At 71.5% G+C, this 15,850-nt stretch carries 13 protein-coding genes; 11 read left to right on the top strand and 2 right to left on the bottom strand.

Annotation, left to right across the window (positions count from 1 at the left end; translation table 11 throughout):
* Positions 1-53 precede the first annotated feature (53 nt).
* Both BLASA_RS11585 and BLASA_RS25395 read left to right on the top strand, forming a co-directional pair.
* Positions 54-2,408, top strand: a complete 2,355-nt coding sequence (locus tag BLASA_RS11585) for a bifunctional salicylyl-CoA 5-hydroxylase/oxidoreductase (RefSeq protein WP_014376327.1) — start codon at positions 54-56, stop codon at positions 2,406-2,408.
* A gap of 156 nt (positions 2,409-2,564) precedes the next feature.
* The gene (locus tag BLASA_RS25395; protein WP_014376326.1) at positions 2,565-3,122 is read left to right on the top strand and encodes a DUF6158 family protein; all 558 of its coding nucleotides are present in this window, start codon (positions 2,565-2,567) and stop codon (positions 3,120-3,122) included.
* An 8-nt stretch (positions 3,123-3,130) separates the two neighbouring features.
* Here the strand turns inward: BLASA_RS25395 and BLASA_RS11575 are convergent, their stop codons facing one another.
* Entirely contained in the window at positions 3,131-3,964 is an 834-nt protein-coding gene (locus BLASA_RS11575) for a PaaX family transcriptional regulator C-terminal domain-containing protein (protein ID WP_231839450.1), read from the bottom strand.
* A gap of 196 nt (positions 3,965-4,160) precedes the next feature.
* Here BLASA_RS11575 and BLASA_RS11570 point away from each other — a divergent pair, with 196 nt between their 5' ends.
* The 5 genes from BLASA_RS11570 to BLASA_RS25570 are packed head-to-tail and all read left to right on the top strand — an operon-like array spanning position 4,161 to position 8,843.
* Complete coding sequence (locus BLASA_RS11570; RefSeq protein WP_014376324.1) at positions 4,161-5,390, top strand: ABC transporter substrate-binding protein; 1,230 nt, start codon at positions 4,161-4,163, stop codon at positions 5,388-5,390.
* Positions 5,391-5,430: 40 nt separating this feature from the next.
* A complete protein-coding gene (locus BLASA_RS11565; RefSeq protein WP_014376323.1) occupies positions 5,431-6,312 on the top strand; it encodes a branched-chain amino acid ABC transporter permease in 882 nt (293 codons plus the stop codon).
* The gene (locus BLASA_RS11560; RefSeq protein WP_014376322.1) at positions 6,312-7,352 is read left to right on the top strand and encodes a branched-chain amino acid ABC transporter permease; all 1,041 of its coding nucleotides are present in this window, start codon (positions 6,312-6,314) and stop codon (positions 7,350-7,352) included. Before BLASA_RS11565 ends, BLASA_RS11560 begins: the two co-directional genes overlap by 1 nt.
* Positions 7,349-8,140, top strand: a complete 792-nt coding sequence (locus BLASA_RS25575) for an ABC transporter ATP-binding protein (protein WP_014376321.1) — start codon at positions 7,349-7,351, stop codon at positions 8,138-8,140. The genes BLASA_RS11560 and BLASA_RS25575 overlap by 4 nt, the downstream gene beginning before the upstream one ends.
* 1 nt (position 8,141) lies before the next feature.
* The gene (locus BLASA_RS25570) at positions 8,142-8,843 is read left to right on the top strand and encodes an ABC transporter ATP-binding protein (protein WP_014376320.1); all 702 of its coding nucleotides are present in this window, start codon (positions 8,142-8,144) and stop codon (positions 8,841-8,843) included.
* A 92-nt stretch (positions 8,844-8,935) separates the two neighbouring features.
* Here the strand turns inward: BLASA_RS25570 and BLASA_RS11545 are convergent, their stop codons facing one another.
* Positions 8,936-9,583 (bottom strand): GNAT family N-acetyltransferase, encoded by a 648-nt coding sequence (locus tag BLASA_RS11545; RefSeq protein WP_014376319.1) that lies wholly within the window; start codon positions 9,581-9,583, stop codon positions 8,936-8,938.
* 202 nt (positions 9,584-9,785) lie between these two features.
* On the opposite strand from BLASA_RS11545, the gene boxC reads away from it, so the two are divergent.
* From boxC to BLASA_RS11525, 4 genes are all read left to right on the top strand, one after another.
* Positions 9,786-11,516 (top strand): 2,3-epoxybenzoyl-CoA dihydrolase, encoded by a 1,731-nt coding sequence (gene boxC, locus BLASA_RS11540; RefSeq protein WP_014376318.1) that lies wholly within the window; start codon positions 9,786-9,788, stop codon positions 11,514-11,516.
* Positions 11,517-11,518: 2 nt separating this feature from the next.
* Entirely contained in the window at positions 11,519-13,000 is a 1,482-nt protein-coding gene (gene boxB / locus BLASA_RS11535) for a benzoyl-CoA 2,3-epoxidase subunit BoxB (protein ID WP_014376317.1), read from the top strand.
* Positions 13,001-13,087: 87 nt separating this feature from the next.
* Positions 13,088-14,770, top strand: coding sequence for a benzoate-CoA ligase family protein (locus BLASA_RS11530; protein ID WP_197536212.1), 1,683 nt, complete (start codon positions 13,088-13,090; stop codon positions 14,768-14,770).
* Positions 14,767-15,834, top strand: a complete 1,068-nt coding sequence (locus BLASA_RS11525; protein ID WP_014376315.1) for an NAD(P)/FAD-dependent oxidoreductase — start codon at positions 14,767-14,769, stop codon at positions 15,832-15,834. The genes BLASA_RS11530 and BLASA_RS11525 overlap by 4 nt, the downstream gene beginning before the upstream one ends.
* The last annotated feature ends 16 nt before the right edge of the window (positions 15,835-15,850 follow it).

Below are 15,850 nucleotides of genomic sequence, written 5' to 3'. Positions count from 1 at the left end.
CGCGCAGGCGGCATATCCTCGATCCACGGCCCACCCGAGCAGGAGGACGACCCATGCGGATCGCGGTTGTGGGCGGAGGTCCGGGCGGTCTGTACTTCTCCGCGCTGGTCAAGCAGCTCGACCCGACCCACGAGGTGACGGTCTGGGAGCGCAACGCCCCCGACGACACCTTCGGCTTCGGCGTCGTCTTCTCCGACGAGACGCTCGGGGGCATCGAGCACGCCGACCCGGTCGTCTTCCGGGAGATGGAGCGGCACTTCGCCCGGTGGGACGACATCGACGTCCACTTCCGCGGCACGGTGACCACCTCGGGCGGTCACGGCTTCGCGGCGATGAGCCGCAAGGAGCTCCTCGGCATCCTGCAGCGCCGCTGCGCCGACCTCGGCGTCACCGTCCACTTCCGCACGCCGGCGCCGGACCCCGAGGTGCTGCGCGCGGAGTACGACCTCGTACTCGCCGGCGACGGCGCCCGGTCCCAGGTGCGTGCCGCCTACGAGGACGTGTTCCGGCCGACCCTGGAGACGCGGCACAGCAAGTACATGTGGCTGGGCACCGACCTCGTCTTCGAGGCGTTCAAGTTCTACGTCGAGGAGACGCCGCACGGCGTCATGCAGATCCACGGCTATCCCTACGACCGCACCGGCAGCACCTTCATCGTCGAGATGCACGACGACGTGTGGCAGCGGGCCTTCGGCGACATCGCCGTCCCGGACCTCCCTCCGGGTGAGAGCGACACGAAGTCGATCGAGCTGGTCGAGCACCTGTTCGCCGATGTCCTCGGCGGCCACAAGGTCTTCGCCAACAACTCCAAGTGGCTGAACTTCCTGTCGCTGCGCAACGAGACCTGGCGGCACGGCAACCTGGTCCTCATCGGCGACGCCGCGCACACCGCGCACTTCTCCATCGGTTCGGGCACCAAACTGGCGATGGAGGACGCCCTCGCGCTCGCGGCCTGCCTGCACGAGCAGCCCGACCTCGACAGCGCGCTGACCGCCTACGAGGAGGAACGACGCCCCGTCGTCCTCTCCACCCAGCGCGCCGCCCAGGCCAGCCTGGAGTGGTTCGAGGACATCGCCCACTACGTCCACCAGGATCCCGAGCAGTTCGCCTTCAACATCGTCACGCGTAGCCGGCGGGTCACCCACGAGAACCTGCGCCTGCGCGATCCCGAGTTCGTCGCCGGCATCGACGCCTGGTTCGCCGGCAGCCAGCCGGAGCCGGTGGAGCCGCGGCCGCCGATGTTCCACCCCTTCCGGCTGGGCCGGCTCGAGCTGAAGAACCGGATCATCGTCTCGGCGATGGACATGTACTCCGCCGACGACGGGCTGCCGACCGACTTCCACCTGGTCCACCTGGGCAGCAAGGCCCTCGGCGGCGCGGGGTTGGTGATGACCGAGATGGTCTGCACGTCTCCCGAGGGCCGGATCACCCTCGGCTGCACCGGGCTCTACTCGCCCGAGCAGGAGGCGGCCTGGGCCCGCGTCGTCGACTTCGTGCACGGCGCCACCGACGCCAAGATCGGGGTCCAGATCGGGCACTCCGGCCGCAAGGGCTCGACCAGGCTGATGTGGGAGGGCATCGACGCCCCGCTGCCTGACGACAACTGGGAGGTGGTCGGCCCGTCGGCCGTGCCGTACTCCCCCGCCAACCAGGTGCCCCGGGAGCTGACCCAGGACGAACTGGCGGACATCAGGGACGAGTTCGTGCGGAGCGCCGAAGCCGCGGCCCGAGCGGGGTTCGACGTCCTGGAGCTGCACTGCGCGCACGGCTACCTGCTGTCCTCGTTCATCTCCCCGTTGGCGAACCGGCGCACGGACCGGTATGGCGGCTCCCTGGAGAACCGTCTCCGGTTCCCGCTCGAGGTGTTCGACGCCGTCCGCGCGGCCTGGCCGGCCGAGCGGCCGATGACGGTGCGCATCTCCGCGACCGACTGGCACGAGGGCGGCATCCACGTCGACGACGCCGTCCGGGTGGCCCGCGCCTTCGCCGAGCACGGGGCCGCGGCGATCGACGTGTCCACCGGGCAGGTCGTGAAGGCCGAGCGCCCCGCGTTCGGCCGGAGCTACCAGACGCCCTACGCCGACCGGATCCGCAACGAGGTCGGCCGCGAGTTCGGGTGCGCGGTGATCGCCGTAGGGGCGATCTCCAGCTACGACGACGTCAACTCCATCCTGCTCGCCGGCCGGGCCGATCTCTGCGCCCTCGGCCGCCCCCACCTCTACGACCCGCAGTGGACGCTGCACGCGGCCGCCGAGCAGGAGTACACCGGGTCGGGCGCGGCCTGGCCCAAGCCCTTCGCCGCAGGGAGCCGCCGCCCGCAGACGGGGCGCAGCGAGGGGCCCCGCCCGCGCCTCGAACTGGTCCGGCACGGCGAGCCGCGGACCCGCCACGCGCGCTGGCGGCCGTGACGCGCCGGCTCGGGGTGACACCGCCCCGTCCAGCCAGCACCATGACGCAGCGGGGTGAGCCGGCACGGGCACCCCGGGGCGGGGAACTCCGCACCACCGGCCCGGGCGACCGATGCCCGCGAGCGTGTTCCGGCAAGAGCGAGCGAGGGAGCGGCGATGAGCGATCGACAGGGCATTCCGGCCCGCGAGCTGTCCGACGAGGAGCTGGAGCGCCAGGGTGTGCACGCGCATACCATGCGGCACTGGGTCTTCCTGCACGGAACGGCCGAGCAGTTCCGGACGCATACGGAGCGGATGCTCGAGCTGGAGCAGGAGTACCTCCGCCGCCACCCGCAGCGCACCTGGCAGGGCTCGGGCGACGCGCCCGGCGCCCCCTCACGGGACGACCGGATCCGGGACCTCGTGCAGACCTTCTCCCGGGCCGTCACCGCCCTCCTGGAGGAAGAGCCGACGCCCGGCGCGGCCACGGGGACGACGCATCGGCCGGATCCCGCCGAGGCGCAGACGGCCCTGCTGCGGCGCTTCGCCGAGGCACCCGGTGGGCGGCTGCACAAGCTGGAGGCCCATCAGATCGCCCGCCAGCTGACGCCGGACAGCCACCTGGTCGCCAGCCTGTACCGCCAGGACCCGCCGCTGCTGCAGGCCGAGAAGGATGCGCGGGTGATCACCGACGCCGGCCGGGTGTGGCTCCAGAAGCGCGGGGTGCCGGCCTGAGCGATCGCTCAGCCCGGACGGGCGACCTGTTCCCACGCCGCCCGGGCGCGCGGCGCCCAGGAGGCATGCCGCTCGCGGAAAGCCTCCGCCGCGCGGTTGCCGGTCCAGCGTGGCGGCAGCAGCTCGCGGGGCAGCGCGGGGTCGAGCAGGGGGAAGCGCCGCCACTGCTGGACGAGCCGGACCTGTGCGACCAGCGCCTGCCGGTCGGTCCGCGGCCGGCGGCGGCTGACCAGGTCGAGGAAGTCCTCGTACCGGCGCTCGACGTCGTCGAGGTCCCACGCCGCGCGCACCAGGGACCGTTCGTCCCCGATCGCACCGCCGGTGGAGACGAACGACCAGCTACCCGCGAGCAGCTCCAGGTCCTCGAGCACCTTGCGTGCCCGGGCCTCCCGATGAGCCCGGGGAGTCACCCAGACGCCCGGCGACGGGGAGCCCAGTCCCGCCCAGCCCAATTGCGTCCGCAGCCGCTGGCGCAGCGCCCGGTTGTTCTCCGGTACCGCGACGGTGAGCACCAGCCAGCGGCCGTCCCAGGGCCGGCTCTCGGCCGCGAAGTTGTAGATGCGCTCGGTACCCTCGCGCAGCAGCTCGGTACCCGCATCGGTGAGCGACCACCGGGTCTCGCGGCCGATCCGGCTCGGCTGGATCCAGCCCGAGTCGGCCGTGCGCATGATGGCCTGCCGCGCCGCCTTTTCCGCGACATCCAGATCGGCCAGCAGGTCGATGAGCGTGGCCGTCCACACCGGCCGGCCATCGGGCAGCACGAACTCGCCCAGCACGGTGAGCAGCAGGCTCCGCGCGCTCGCTGCGCCGAGCTCCTGCCGCCGGGTCACGACGGGTCCCACGACGGCCTCCACCGGTACATCGTGACACCCGGCCACAAGGGCGCTACCGATCCGTATGGCCGCTGCCTGGGCAGGCGCGCAGGTACCGGTCCGGTCACGGTTGCCTTTGTGGCGCTTGACACATCCGACGGCGTTCTACAGGCTCGCCGAGACGCGACGTGCTGCTGTAGCACGTCCTGGACCTACGGAGATCTCCATGGCAGTGGCCCACCTCTCCCGGCGACGGCTGTCCACGACCTGCGGCGTGGGTGTCCTCGCCCTGACCCTGGCAGCCTGCGGTGGCGGCAGCCTCGGAGGTGACGAGGACGCTAGCGGTGGTGGCGGCGCCGCGGCCGAGGGCGAGGAGACCGTCACGGTCGGCCTGGTCGTCCCGCAGGCCGGCGTCTACACCCCGCTCGGCGAGGACATGCGCCAGGGCTGGGAGCTGTACCTGGAGCAGAACGACGGCATGCTGGGGTGCTACACCGTCGAGACCGAGGTCGCCGACGAGGGCGAGAGCCCCGACACCGGCGTCCCGGCGGTCCAGCGTCTCCTGACCGAGGGCAACGTCGACGCGCTCGTCGGCGTGGTCAGCTCGGCCGTGGCGCTCGGTGTGGCCGACCCGGTCACCGAGGCCCAGGTGCCGCTGATCATCGCGAACGCCGGAGCCGAGGACATCACGAAGGGTGCCGCCAGCGACTACGTGTGGCGAACGTCGTTCACCAACGCCCAGATCGCTGCGGCGATGGGTGAGCATCTCGCCGCGGAGGGCATCGGCCCGGTCTACGTCATGGCCCCGGACTACGCCGCCGGCCAGGAGGCAGTGGAGGGGTTCACGACGGCCTACGAGGAGGGCGGCGGGACGATCGCCGGGCAGGCGCTGACCCCGTTCGGGTCGACCCAGGACTTCCAGCCCTTCCTGTCCGGGGTCGAGTCCTCCGGTGCCGAAGCGGTGTTCGTGTTCTACGCCGGCGGTGAGGCGGTCAGCTTCGTGCAGCAGTACGCCGACTTCGGGCTGAAGGACTCGATCCCGCTGTACGGCTCGGGGTTCCTCACCGAGGGCAGCGTCCTGGACGCCCAGGGTGAAGCGGCGGTCGGCGTACGGACCACGCTGCACTACTCGACCGAACTGGACAACGAGGACAACCAGGCCTTCGTCCAGGCGTACGAGGAGGCCTACGGGGAGCTGCCGACGGTCTACGCGATGCAGACGTACGACGCGGCCAACGTGCTCGACGCCGCGCTCGAGGAGTGTGCGGGCCTGGAGGGGGAGACCATCAACGCCGCTCTGGGTGAACTCGGCACGATCGACGACAGCCCGCGCGGTCCGTGGGAGTTCAACAACCAGACGCCGGAGCAGAGTGTCTACCTGCGGGAGGTCGCCGAGGCGGACGGGACCCTGCTCAACACCGTGGTGAGCGACCTGGGCGTGTACGCCCAGCCCTGATCGCGGCGCGGCCCCAGACCTGCGGAGAGGAGTACCCCACATGGTCGGCTGGTTCGACGCCAACCTCGTCAGCATCCTCAACGGGTTCGCGATCGGCTCATTGCTCTTCATCCTCGCCGTGGGCCTGTCGATCGTCTTCGGGATGATGGACGTCCTGAACCTCGCCCACGGCGCGTTCTTCCTGGTCGGCTCCTACCTCGCCGTGACCTTCGTCGCGGGTGAGTCCTGGGGCGGGTTCTTCACCGCCCTCGCCGTCGCCGCCGTCATCGGGTTGCTGGCGGGCGGAGCGCTCTCCGGCATGACGGAGCCTCTCGCCCGGCGGCCGATCCTCGACCAGGCACTGCTCACCCTCGGCATCTCCCTGATCGTCGCCGAGGTGCTGTCCCTGATCTACGGCAACGACGTGTTCTCCGTCCCCGAGCCCCCCGGGCTCGCCGGCAGCGTCGACGTCGCCGGCAGTGCCTACCCCACCTATCGGCTGATGCTCATCGCGGTGGGCCTGCTGCTGGCCCTCGTCGTCTGGCTGGTGGTGGAGAAGACCTCCATCGGGGCGCTCGTGCGAGCCAGCGTCGCCGACCGGGAGATGGTGTCGGCCCTGGGCATCGACAACCGGAAGGTCAAGTTCGCCGTGCTGGGGGTGGGCTCGCTCCTGGCCTCCGTGGCCGGCGTGCTGGCCGCTCCGGTCTACGGCGCCCGTCCCGGGTTGGACAAGACGATCCTGATCCTCGCGCTCGTCGTCATCGTCATCGGCGGGCTCGGCTCGGTCCGCGGCGCCCTGGTCGGCGCGCTGGTGATCGGCCAGGTGGAGTCCCTGGGCCGCGCACTCGTGCCCGACGTCGCCTCCTTCATCCTGTTCGGCACGCTGGCGCTGGTGCTCATCGTCCGGCCGCGCGGACTCTTCGCCGGGAAGGTGGCCCACTGATGACCGTGCACGCCGACAGGCCGACCGAACCGTCCGTCGCCGGGGCGACGGCGACAGGCCCCGCGGGGCCTCCGTCCCGGCGGTTCAGCCGTCCGCTGCCCGCGGTGGCGGTGCTGGTGCTGCTGGTGGTCCTCGCGGCCGTCCCGCTGTTCCTCGCGCCGTTCGAGACCAACACGCTGTCCCGGATCCTGGTGTTCGCGCTGTTCGCCGTCAGCCTCGACCTGCTCGTCGGTATCACCGGGCTCCCCTCGCTCGGGCACGCCGCGTACTTCGGGGTGGGCGCTTACACGGCAGGGCTGGTGTCGATCCACTGGACCAGTGCGGCGCCCGTTCCCGTCCTGCTCGCCGCGGCGGCCGGCGCCGTGGCCGCGGCGGCGACCGGCTGGCTGGCGGTGCGCAGCGGCGGCGTCTACTTCCTCATGCTGACGCTGGCCATCGGGGAGCTGGTGCACCAGCTCGCGCAGAGCCTCTCCGACGTGACCGGCGGCTCCAACGGCCTCTACGGGATCCCCAGCGTGCGCGTCGCCGGCGAACCTCTGACACTGGCCGGCTACGTGTACTGGTACATCCTGGCCGTCGCGCTGCTGGGCTTCCTCGGGCTGTGGCTGGTGGCGCACTCGCCGTTCGGCAGCGTGCTCCGCGGCATCCGGGACAACGAGCCCCGGATGCGGTCACTGGGCTACTCCCCCTTCGGCTACAAGTTCGCCGCCTTCACGATCGCCGGTGGCTTCGCCGGCCTGGCCGGCGGCCTGCTGGCCGGGCTGGTCCGCATCGTCAACCCGAGCGACGCGGGCTTCACCACCAGCGCGCTCATCCTCCTGGCCGTGATCCTCGGCGGCGCCGGGACGCTGTGGGGTCCAGTCCTCGGCGCGGCGGTCGTCGTGCTGGTCCGCGACACCTTCGGTCCCCAGCTGGACGGACACGGCCCGCTGCTGCTGGGCGTGGTGTTCGTCGTCGCCGTCTACGTGCTGCCCCGCGGCTTTGCCGGGATCGGCGGCCTGGTCAGCCGCCGGCAGCGCTTCCCAGGAGGTCCGGCATGAGTTCGCCGCTGCTGTCCCTGTCCGGCGTCGGCCGGCACTTCGGCGCCCTCAAGGCGGTCGACGACGTGAGCCTGGAGGTTCCCGCGGGCGCGCGCCATGCGCTCATCGGGCCGAACGGGGCGGGCAAGAGCACGCTGTTCAAGCTGATCACCGGCACCCTGCCCTTGTCGGCCGGGACGATCAGCCTGGCCGGCTCCGACGTCTCCCGGCTGCCGGAGCAGCAGCGGGCCCGGCGCGGCATCAGCCAGACCCTGCAGCACTCGAGCCTCTTCCTCACCCAGACGGTGCAGCAGAACGTGCTGCTGGCCGCGCAACGCCACCACAGCAGTCGGCGCTCCCTGGTGCCGCGCCGGCAGGCGGCCGCGCGGGAACGGGTGGCGGCGCTCCTCTCCGATGTCGGCCTGGCCGGGCGTGCCGCGACGCCGGTCGCCGCCCTCTCGCACGGTGAGCGGCGCCAGGTGGAGGTCGCCGTGGCGCTGGCCTGCGAGCCCCGGCTGCTGCTCCTCGACGAGCCGGCCGCCGGCATGTCACCGGCCGAGAGCGCCCAGCTCGTCGGGCTGCTCAAGTCGCTGCCGGAGTCGGTGACGCTGGTCATCGTGGAGCACGACCTCGACGTGGTGTTCGCACTGGCCACGTCCGTCACGGTGCTCCACCTGGGTCAGGTGCTGCTGACCGGAGCCCCGGACGAGGTCCGGGCCAGCGAGGCCGTGCAGGAGGCCTACCTGGGCACCGGCCGTGAGTCGCTGTTCCTCGACGGCAGCGGTCCCGCCCATCTGGAGGTGAGCTGACGTGCTCGAGGTCCGCGACCTGGAGTCCGGTTACAAGCGCAGCACGGTGCTGCAGGGGGTCGACCTCGACGTGGGGGCCGGTCAGGTGCTCGGGCTCCTGGGCCGCAACGGGGTGGGCAAGAGCACGCTGATCAACACGCTGATGGGGCTGGTGCAGCCGACCCGGGGCAGTGTCCGACTCGACGGCGTCGACCTGGCGGGACGCCGTTCGGACGTGATCGCACGGGCGGGTGTCGGTCTGGTGCCGCAGGGACGGCGGGTGTGGGCACCACTCGACGTGACCGAGCACCTGGATCTGGCCGTGCGGCGTGGCCGGGGCCGTGGGCCGTGGGACATCGACCGGGTGCTGGACCTGTTCCCCCGCCTCGGGGAACGCCGGCGGCACGATGCCGGCCAGCTGTCGGGCGGCGAGCAGCAGATGCTGGCCATCGCGCGCGCCCTGCTGACCAATCCACGCCTGGTGCTCATGGACGAGCCCTCGGACGGGCTGGCACCCGCGGTCGTGGACCTGATCGGCGAGGCCATCGGCCGGATGAAGGCCGAGGGGGTCACACTCCTGGTCGTCGAACAGGACCTGCACCTCGCGTTCGCCGTCGCCGACGACATCGCGGTCATGGACAAGGGCGTGATCGCGCACCGGTCCAGCACCCAGGAGTTCCGCAGCGACAGCTCGGTCGCCCACAGCCTCCTCGGCGTCGCCTGACCCCGCCCCGGCGCTTCGGGGGTGTTGTTCGCGCCTCGGGAGTTCTGCTGGACCCCCAAGGCGCGAACAACACCCAGAAAGCGGCGCGCGACTCAGTAGCGGTGGGCGGTCACGTCGACGTAACCGCCGCTCTCCTCGGCCCCGGGGCCGATGTCGGAACCGCCCGGCTGCCCGGACTCGGTCCGGGGGCGCGCCGACGCCCGCTCGCGCTCGGCGTCGTACGCCGCCCGGTGCGCCCCGTCCGGTTCGAACCGGCCGGTTCCCGGACGGCCCTCGTTGCGCTGGCCGATGTCCCGGGTCCGGTCACCCACCCGCTTGCGGAGCCGGCCGTCGTCGGTGCCGGCGAAGCCGTGGGCGAGGAACCACTCGGTGACGGCGGCGCGGTCGGGGTGTGTGTCACGCACCACATTCACCACGTAGTTGAGTCCGCGGGCGACCGCCTCGTCCTCGAGGCGCGCCAGGGTGAAGGCGCCCGCTCCGGTGCCCCGCGCCCTCTCCTCGACGGCGAGCAGGATCTCCGCGTCGCCCCAGACGTCGTCCAGCCAGCCGTAGCCGACCACCCGCCCGCCGTCCTCCACCCGCCACCAGTCACCGGGTAGCTGCTCTTCCTCGCGACGCGGCAACGACGGGAAGACGACCTCGGGAACGGTGGCGAACACGCGTCGGCGGTCGGCATCCCAGCGGGGGTCCTCGTCCTTCACCCAGCTCAGCGTGGCGGCGGTCGCCGCGGTGGTCTCCATGACGGCTCCTGTGCTCGGCGGCCTGCCCGGCCGGCCGGCCGGGAGGTCCCACCAGTGTGACCTGTGCCACGATGCTGGGCGCGGGAAGGCGACGCCGATATCTACACTTGTCGTACACCTTGCGCATTTCGGTGTAGCACGTCACGATGGATGCGGCAGCCGCGGGGATCCCCCGTGCCAGCAATCCCCTGGAGGCAGCAGCGTGACCACCCTCGACGACCGACAGGCGACCGACGCGGCCCAGGCCCCGGCACCCGAGACACCGGCGAGCCCCGTGGAGGTCTCGTTCGACACCTCCCCCGAGGCCTACAAGCACTGGAGCCTCTCGGTCGACGGCGAGGTCGCCACCCTGACGCTCGACGTGGCCGAGGACGGCGGGATCGTCCCGGGCTACGAGCTGAAGATGAACAGCTACGACCTCGGTGTCGACATCGAGCTCCACGACGCGGTGCAGCGGATCCGCTTCGAGCACCCCGAGGTCAAGGCCGTCGTGGTGACCAGCGGCAAGGAGCGCATGTTCTGCGCCGGCGCCAACATCAAGATGCTGGCCGCCTCGCCGCACAGCTGGAAGGTGAACTTCTGCAAGTTCACCAACGAGACCCGCAACGGCATCGAAGACGCCACGGCGAACTCCGGCCTGCCGTTCATCGCCGCCGTCAACGGCACGGCGGCCGGCGGCGGCTACGAACTCGCCCTCGCCTGCGAGCAGATCGTGCTGATCGACGACAACTCCTCGGCGGTCTCGCTGCCGGAGGTGCCGCTGCTCGGCGTGCTGCCCGGCACCGGCGGCCTGACGCGGGTCGTGGACAAGCGCGGCGTCCGTCGCGACCTCGCCGACGTCTTCTCCACCACGTCCGAGGGCATCAAGGGCGATCGGGCCGTGCAGTGGCGGCTGGTCGACGCCGTCGTCAAGGCCCGCGACTTCTCCGACGACATCGCCCGCCGGGCGACCGAGGCCGCCGCGACCTCGTCCCGGCCCGGTGCCGACGCCCACGGGGTGCGGCTCACCCCGCTGACGCGTGAGGTCGACGGGGACACCACCCGCTACGAGCACGTGCGCGTGGTCCTCGACCGCGAGTCGGGTACCGCCACGATCACCGTGCTCGGCCCGACGTCGGTGCCTGGCAGCGTCGCGGAGCTGCACGAGCAGGGCGACCAGGCATGGCTGCTGGCCGCCACCCGCGAGCTGGACGACGCCATCCTCCGGCTGCGCACCAACGAGCTCGCCGTCGGCACCTGGCTGCTGCGCACCGAGGGCGACGTCGACACCGTTGCCGCCTACGACGAGTTCCTGCTGGCCCACCGCGACGACTGGCTGGTCAACGAGACCATCGGCTTCTACAAGCGCACGGTCAAGCGGCTGGACACCACGTCGCGCAGCCTGTTCGCGCTGATCGAGCCGGGCAGCTGCTTCGCCGGCCTGCTCGCCGAGATCGCGTTCGCCGCCGACCGCTCGTTCATGCTCGAGGGGCAGTTCGAGGACGACGACGCCCCGAAGCCCGCGGCGGTGCTCCGGCTCGACGAGTTCAACACCGGCCTGCTGCCCATGGGCAACGACCTCACCCGCCTGCAGGTCCGCTTCCTCGGTTCCGCCTCGGAGCTGGCCGCCGCGGAGGCGGCCGTCGGCCGGGACCTGCCGGCCGCCGACGCCCTCGAGCTCGGCCTGGTCACCAGCGCCCCCGACGACATCGACTGGGAGGACGAGGTCCGGCTGGTCATCGAGGAGCGCCGGAGCTTCTCCCCCGATGCGCTGACCGGCATGGAGGCCAACCTCCGCTTCGCCGGCCAGGAGACGCCGGAGACCAAGGTCTTCGGCCGGCTCACCGCGTGGCAGAACTGGATCTTCCAGCGGCCCAACGCCGCTGGCCCCGAAGGAGCACTGCGCCGGTACGGCACCGGTCAGCGGGCCGACTACGACAGGAAGCGGGTCTGAGCATGACCACCACCGAATCCACACCGCAGTCCGGCACGGTCACCGGCGAGGCACCCAGGCCGACCGGCCCGATGTCGAAGATCGACTACAGCGAGAAGATCCCGAACAACGTCAACCTGGCCGGCGACCGCAAGCTCCAGCGGGCGCTGGAGGGGTGGCAGCCGAAGTTCATCGACTGGTGGAAGAACCTGGGCCCGTCGATCCCCACGCACGACGTCTACCTGCGCACGGCCATCGCGGTCGGCCGCGACGGCTGGGCACACTTCGACCGCGTGCCCATGGAGGAGTACCGCTGGGGCATCTTCCTCGCCGAGCAGGATCCCGACCGCAAGGTCAACTTCGGCGACCGGAAGGGTGAGCCGGCCTGGCAGGAGGTCCCCGGTGAGCACCGGTCGGACCTGCGCCGGCTGATCGTCGTCCAGGGCGACACCGAGCCCGCCTCGGTGGAGCAGCAGCGTCACCTCGGCATGACCGCGCCGTCGCTCTACGACATGCGCAACCTCTTCCAGGTCAACGTGGAGGAGGGCCGTCACCTCTGGGCGATGGTCTACCTGCTGCACGCCTACTTCGGAAAGGACGGCCGCGAGGAGGCCGAGCAGCTGCTCAAGCGCAACTCGGGCGACTTCGACTCGCCGCGCATCCTCGGCGCGTTCAACGAGGAGACGACGGACTGGCTGTCGTTCTTCATGTTCACCTACTTCACCGACCGGGACGGCAAGTACCAGCTCGGGACGCTGAAGGAGAGCGGCTTCGACCCGCTGGCGCGCACCTGCGAGTTCATGCTCAAGGAAGAGGCGCACCACATGTTCGTCGGCACGACCGGCGTGCAGCGCACCGTGCAGCGCACCGCCGAGCTGATGAAGCAGCACGGCACCGACGACATCTGGCAGTACGGCGGCATCCCGCTGTCGGTCATCCAGAAGTACCTCAACTTCCAGTTCTCGGTCTCGATGGACCTCTTCGGGTCCGAGACGTCCTCGAACGTCGCGTCGTACTACACGGCCGGCCTCAAGGGCCGCTGGATGGAGACCCGCCGCAAGGACGACCACCAGCTGCACGACCTCACCATGGACGTGCCGATCATCGAGAACGGGCAGATGAGCACGAAGACCGTGCCGATGCTCACCGCGCTCAACCTCGACCTCCGCAACGAGTACGTCGCCGACTGCGCCAACGGCGTCATGCGGTGGAACCAGGAACTCGAGGACGCCGGGCTCGAGCAGCGGCTCTTCCTGCCGCACCAGGCGTTCAACCGGAAGGTCGGCGCCTTCGCCGGGCACAACGTGACGCCCACCGGCGAGATCGTCGACGACGCCACGTGGGAGCGGAGCGTCGGCGACTACCTGCCCACCCGGGACGACCGCGCCCAGGTGGCCGAGCTGATGGTGCCGCATTACGACACCGGCGAATTCGCCGGCTGGATCTCGCCTCCGTCGGTCGGTATCAATTCGATGCCGGTCGAGTACGACTACGTCCGGTTCTGAGCCGGTCCGGTTCTGACCTCTCCGGAGTCGCCGGGTGATGCGATCGGTCACCCGGCGGCTCCGCCGTCACCAGAAGGGACGGGCAGCGTGGCCACCGTCGACACCGCCCCCGCAGCACCTCCAGCTCCTGCACCCCCCGCGCCGGACGTGTTCAACGCCGCCGAGTGGCTGGTCACCCGGCACGCCCGCGCGACGCCGGAGCGGCGGGCGATCACCGCGATCGGCCTCGACGGCAGCGTGCGCACGTTCAGCTACGGCGAGCTCGACGAGCAGGTCCGCCGGTTCGCCGCGGCCCTGATCGCCTCGGGGGTCCGCCCCGAGGAGCGGCTCGTCCTGTGCATGGGCGACACGCCCGAACTGCTGACGGCGTTCCTCGCCGGTCTGCGGATCGGTGCCGTGCCCGTGCCGGTGAGCACCATGCTGAAGCCCAAGGACATCGCCGTGCTGGCCCGCGACAGCCGCGCCCGCCTGGTCGCCCTCAGCTCGGAGTTCGCCGACCTGGCGCCGGCCGTCGGCGGGCTGCCCGACCTCGCCGACGTCGTCGTCCTCACCGACGACGCCGGGGCGACGCTGCCGGACGTCGAGGCCACCCGGGTCCGCGACTGGGAGTCGTTCGTGGCCGCCGGGGCGGACTTCCTGGAGCAGACGGCCACGCCGTACCCGACGGTGCCCGACTCCCCCGCGTTCTGGCTGTACACGTCCGGCACCACGGGCACGCCCAAGGGGGCGATGCACCGCCACGGCTCGCTGCGCGACACCGCGGAGACCTACGCCCGCGACGTGCTGGCCATCGGCCCGGACGACGTCGCCTTCTCGGTGGCGAAGTTCTTCTTCGCCTACGGCCTCGGCAACACGCTGACCTTCCCGTTCGCGGTGGGTGCCAGCACCGTCCTCGACCGGTCGCGGCCCAGCCCGGCCGGCACCCTGCGAGTGCTGCGGGACTTCCGGCCCACGCTGTTCTTCGGCGGGCCGACCTACTACGCGGCCCTGCTCGCGGCCGGGCTGCCGCAGGACGCCTTCGCCAGCGTGCGCGCCTGCGTCTCGGCCGGCGAGGCCTTCCCCGCGGCGCTGTTCGAGCGGTTCACCTCCACCTTCGACGTCGAGATGCTCGACGGCATCGGCTCGACCGAGATGCTGCACATCTTCATCAGCGGGCGCCCCGGCCGCACCCGCGCCGGCGCCACCGGCGAGATCGTCCCCGGCTACGAGGCCAAGATCGTCGACGACGACGGCAACCCCGTGCCCGACGGGACCCCCGGCAACCTGTTCGTGCGCGGCGCTTCGGCCGCGACCGGCTACTGGTGCCGGACGGAGACGACGCGACTGGTCTTCCAGGGCCACTGGGTGCGCACCGGTGACACCTACGTCCGCAGCGAGGACGGTTACTTCAGCTCGCTGGGCCGTACGGACGACATCATCAAGGCCGGCGGCATCTGGGTGTCCCCCACGGAGGTGGAGGACCGGCTGCGGCAGCACCCCGACGTCATGCAGGTCGTCGTCGTGTCGGTGCCCGACGAGGCCGGCCTGGACAAGCCGGTCGCCTGCACCGTCCTCTCCCCCGGGGCCACCACCACGGCCGACGACCTGGTCGCCTTCTGCCGCGAGGGCCTGGCCGCGTTCAAGCGGCCGCGCAACGTCCTGGTGTTCGACGAGCTGCCGACCACCGCGACCGGGAAGCTGCAGCGCTTCCGCATCCGTGAACTCGCCCTGGAGCGCCTCGGCGGGGCGGCCAAGCCCGACCTGACCCCGATCACCGGAGGACCGGCATGAGCGCGACGGACACCCTGCTGCCGGAGGCCTCGGCCGACGGCGGACGGCGGGTCGACGTCGACCTGCTGGTGGTCGGCGCCGGCCCGGCGGGTCTCTACGCCGCGTACTACGCCGGCTTCCGGGGGCTGCGGACGGCGATCGTCGACAGCCTCCCCGAGCCCGGCGGCCAGGTGACCGCGCTGTACCCGGAGAAGATGGTCTACGACGTCGCCGGCTTCCCGGGGATCAAGGGCCGGAATCTCGTCGCCGGCCTCGTCGAGCAGGCGGCCCGCTTCGACCCGGTCTACGTGCTCGGCGAACGGGCCGAGCACCTCACCAACGAGGCCGGGCACCGCCCGCGAGCCGGTGAGCGGCTCGTGGTCACCACCGACAAGGGCACCCGGATCGGCACCGGAACGGTGGTCATCACCGGCGGCATCGGCACCTTCACCCCCCGCCCGCTGCCGGGGGGCGCCGAGTGGGAGGGGCGCGGGCTGACGTACGTGGTCAAGGAACTCGCCGCGCACGCCGGGCAGGACGTCGTCATCGTCGGCGGCGGCGACAGCGCGGTCGACTGGGCGCTGGCCCTCGACGGGCTCGCCTCCTCGGTCACCTTGGTGCACCGGCGCAAGAACTTCCGGGCTCATGCCGCCAGCGTCGCCGACATGGAGAAGGGTTCGACCGTCATCGTCACCGACGCGCAGGTCGACTCGCTCGAGGGCGACGGTCGGCTGCACACCGTGCACGTCAAGCACAAGGACGGCACGGTGACGCCCTACCAGGCCCAGTCGGTCATCGCCGCGCTCGGCTTCACCGCCGACATCGGCCCATTGGAGACGTGGGGCATCGACATCGTCGACCGCAAGATCATGGTCGACACCGCGATGCGCACGTCCGTGCCCGGCGTGTACTCGGCCGGTGACATCACCGAGTACCCGGGCAAGGTGCGGTTGATCGCCGTAGGTTTCGGGGAGTCCGCGACCGCGGTGAACAACGCCGCCACCTATCTCGACCCCGACCAGCCGCTGTTCCCGGGGCACAGCAGCGACGACCCCGCCGGAATCGGCGCGGCCGCCAGTTCCTGAAACCCGGACAACCCCC

It is taken from the genome of Blastococcus saxobsidens DD2, assembly GCF_000284015.1.
GTDB lineage: Bacteria > Actinomycetota > Actinomycetes > Mycobacteriales > Geodermatophilaceae > Blastococcus > Blastococcus saxobsidens_A.
This window is presented reverse-complemented; position numbering and strand designations above follow the sequence as displayed.

Excerpts from the sequence above, each read along its gene's own strand:
- BLASA_RS11585 (WP_014376327.1), top strand. The coding sequence starts at position 54 with ATGCGGATCGCGGTTGTGGGCGGAGGTCCGGGCGGTCTGTACTTCTCC.
- BLASA_RS25395 (WP_014376326.1), top strand. The coding sequence starts at position 2,565 with ATGAGCGATCGACAGGGCATTCCGGCCCGCGAGCTGTCCGACGAGGAG.
- BLASA_RS11570 (WP_014376324.1), top strand. The coding sequence starts at position 4,161 with ATGGCAGTGGCCCACCTCTCCCGGCGACGGCTGTCCACGACCTGCGGC.
- BLASA_RS11565 (WP_014376323.1), top strand. The coding sequence starts at position 5,431 with ATGGTCGGCTGGTTCGACGCCAACCTCGTCAGCATCCTCAACGGGTTC.
- BLASA_RS11560 (WP_014376322.1), top strand. The coding sequence starts at position 6,312 with ATGACCGTGCACGCCGACAGGCCGACCGAACCGTCCGTCGCCGGGGCG.
- BLASA_RS25575 (WP_014376321.1), top strand. The coding sequence starts at position 7,349 with ATGAGTTCGCCGCTGCTGTCCCTGTCCGGCGTCGGCCGGCACTTCGGC.
- BLASA_RS11545 (WP_014376319.1), bottom strand. The coding sequence starts at position 9,583 with ATGGAGACCACCGCGGCGACCGCCGCCACGCTGAGCTGGGTGAAGGAC.
- boxB (WP_014376317.1), top strand. The coding sequence starts at position 11,519 with ATGACCACCACCGAATCCACACCGCAGTCCGGCACGGTCACCGGCGAG.
- BLASA_RS11525 (WP_014376315.1), top strand. The coding sequence starts at position 14,767 with ATGAGCGCGACGGACACCCTGCTGCCGGAGGCCTCGGCCGACGGCGGA.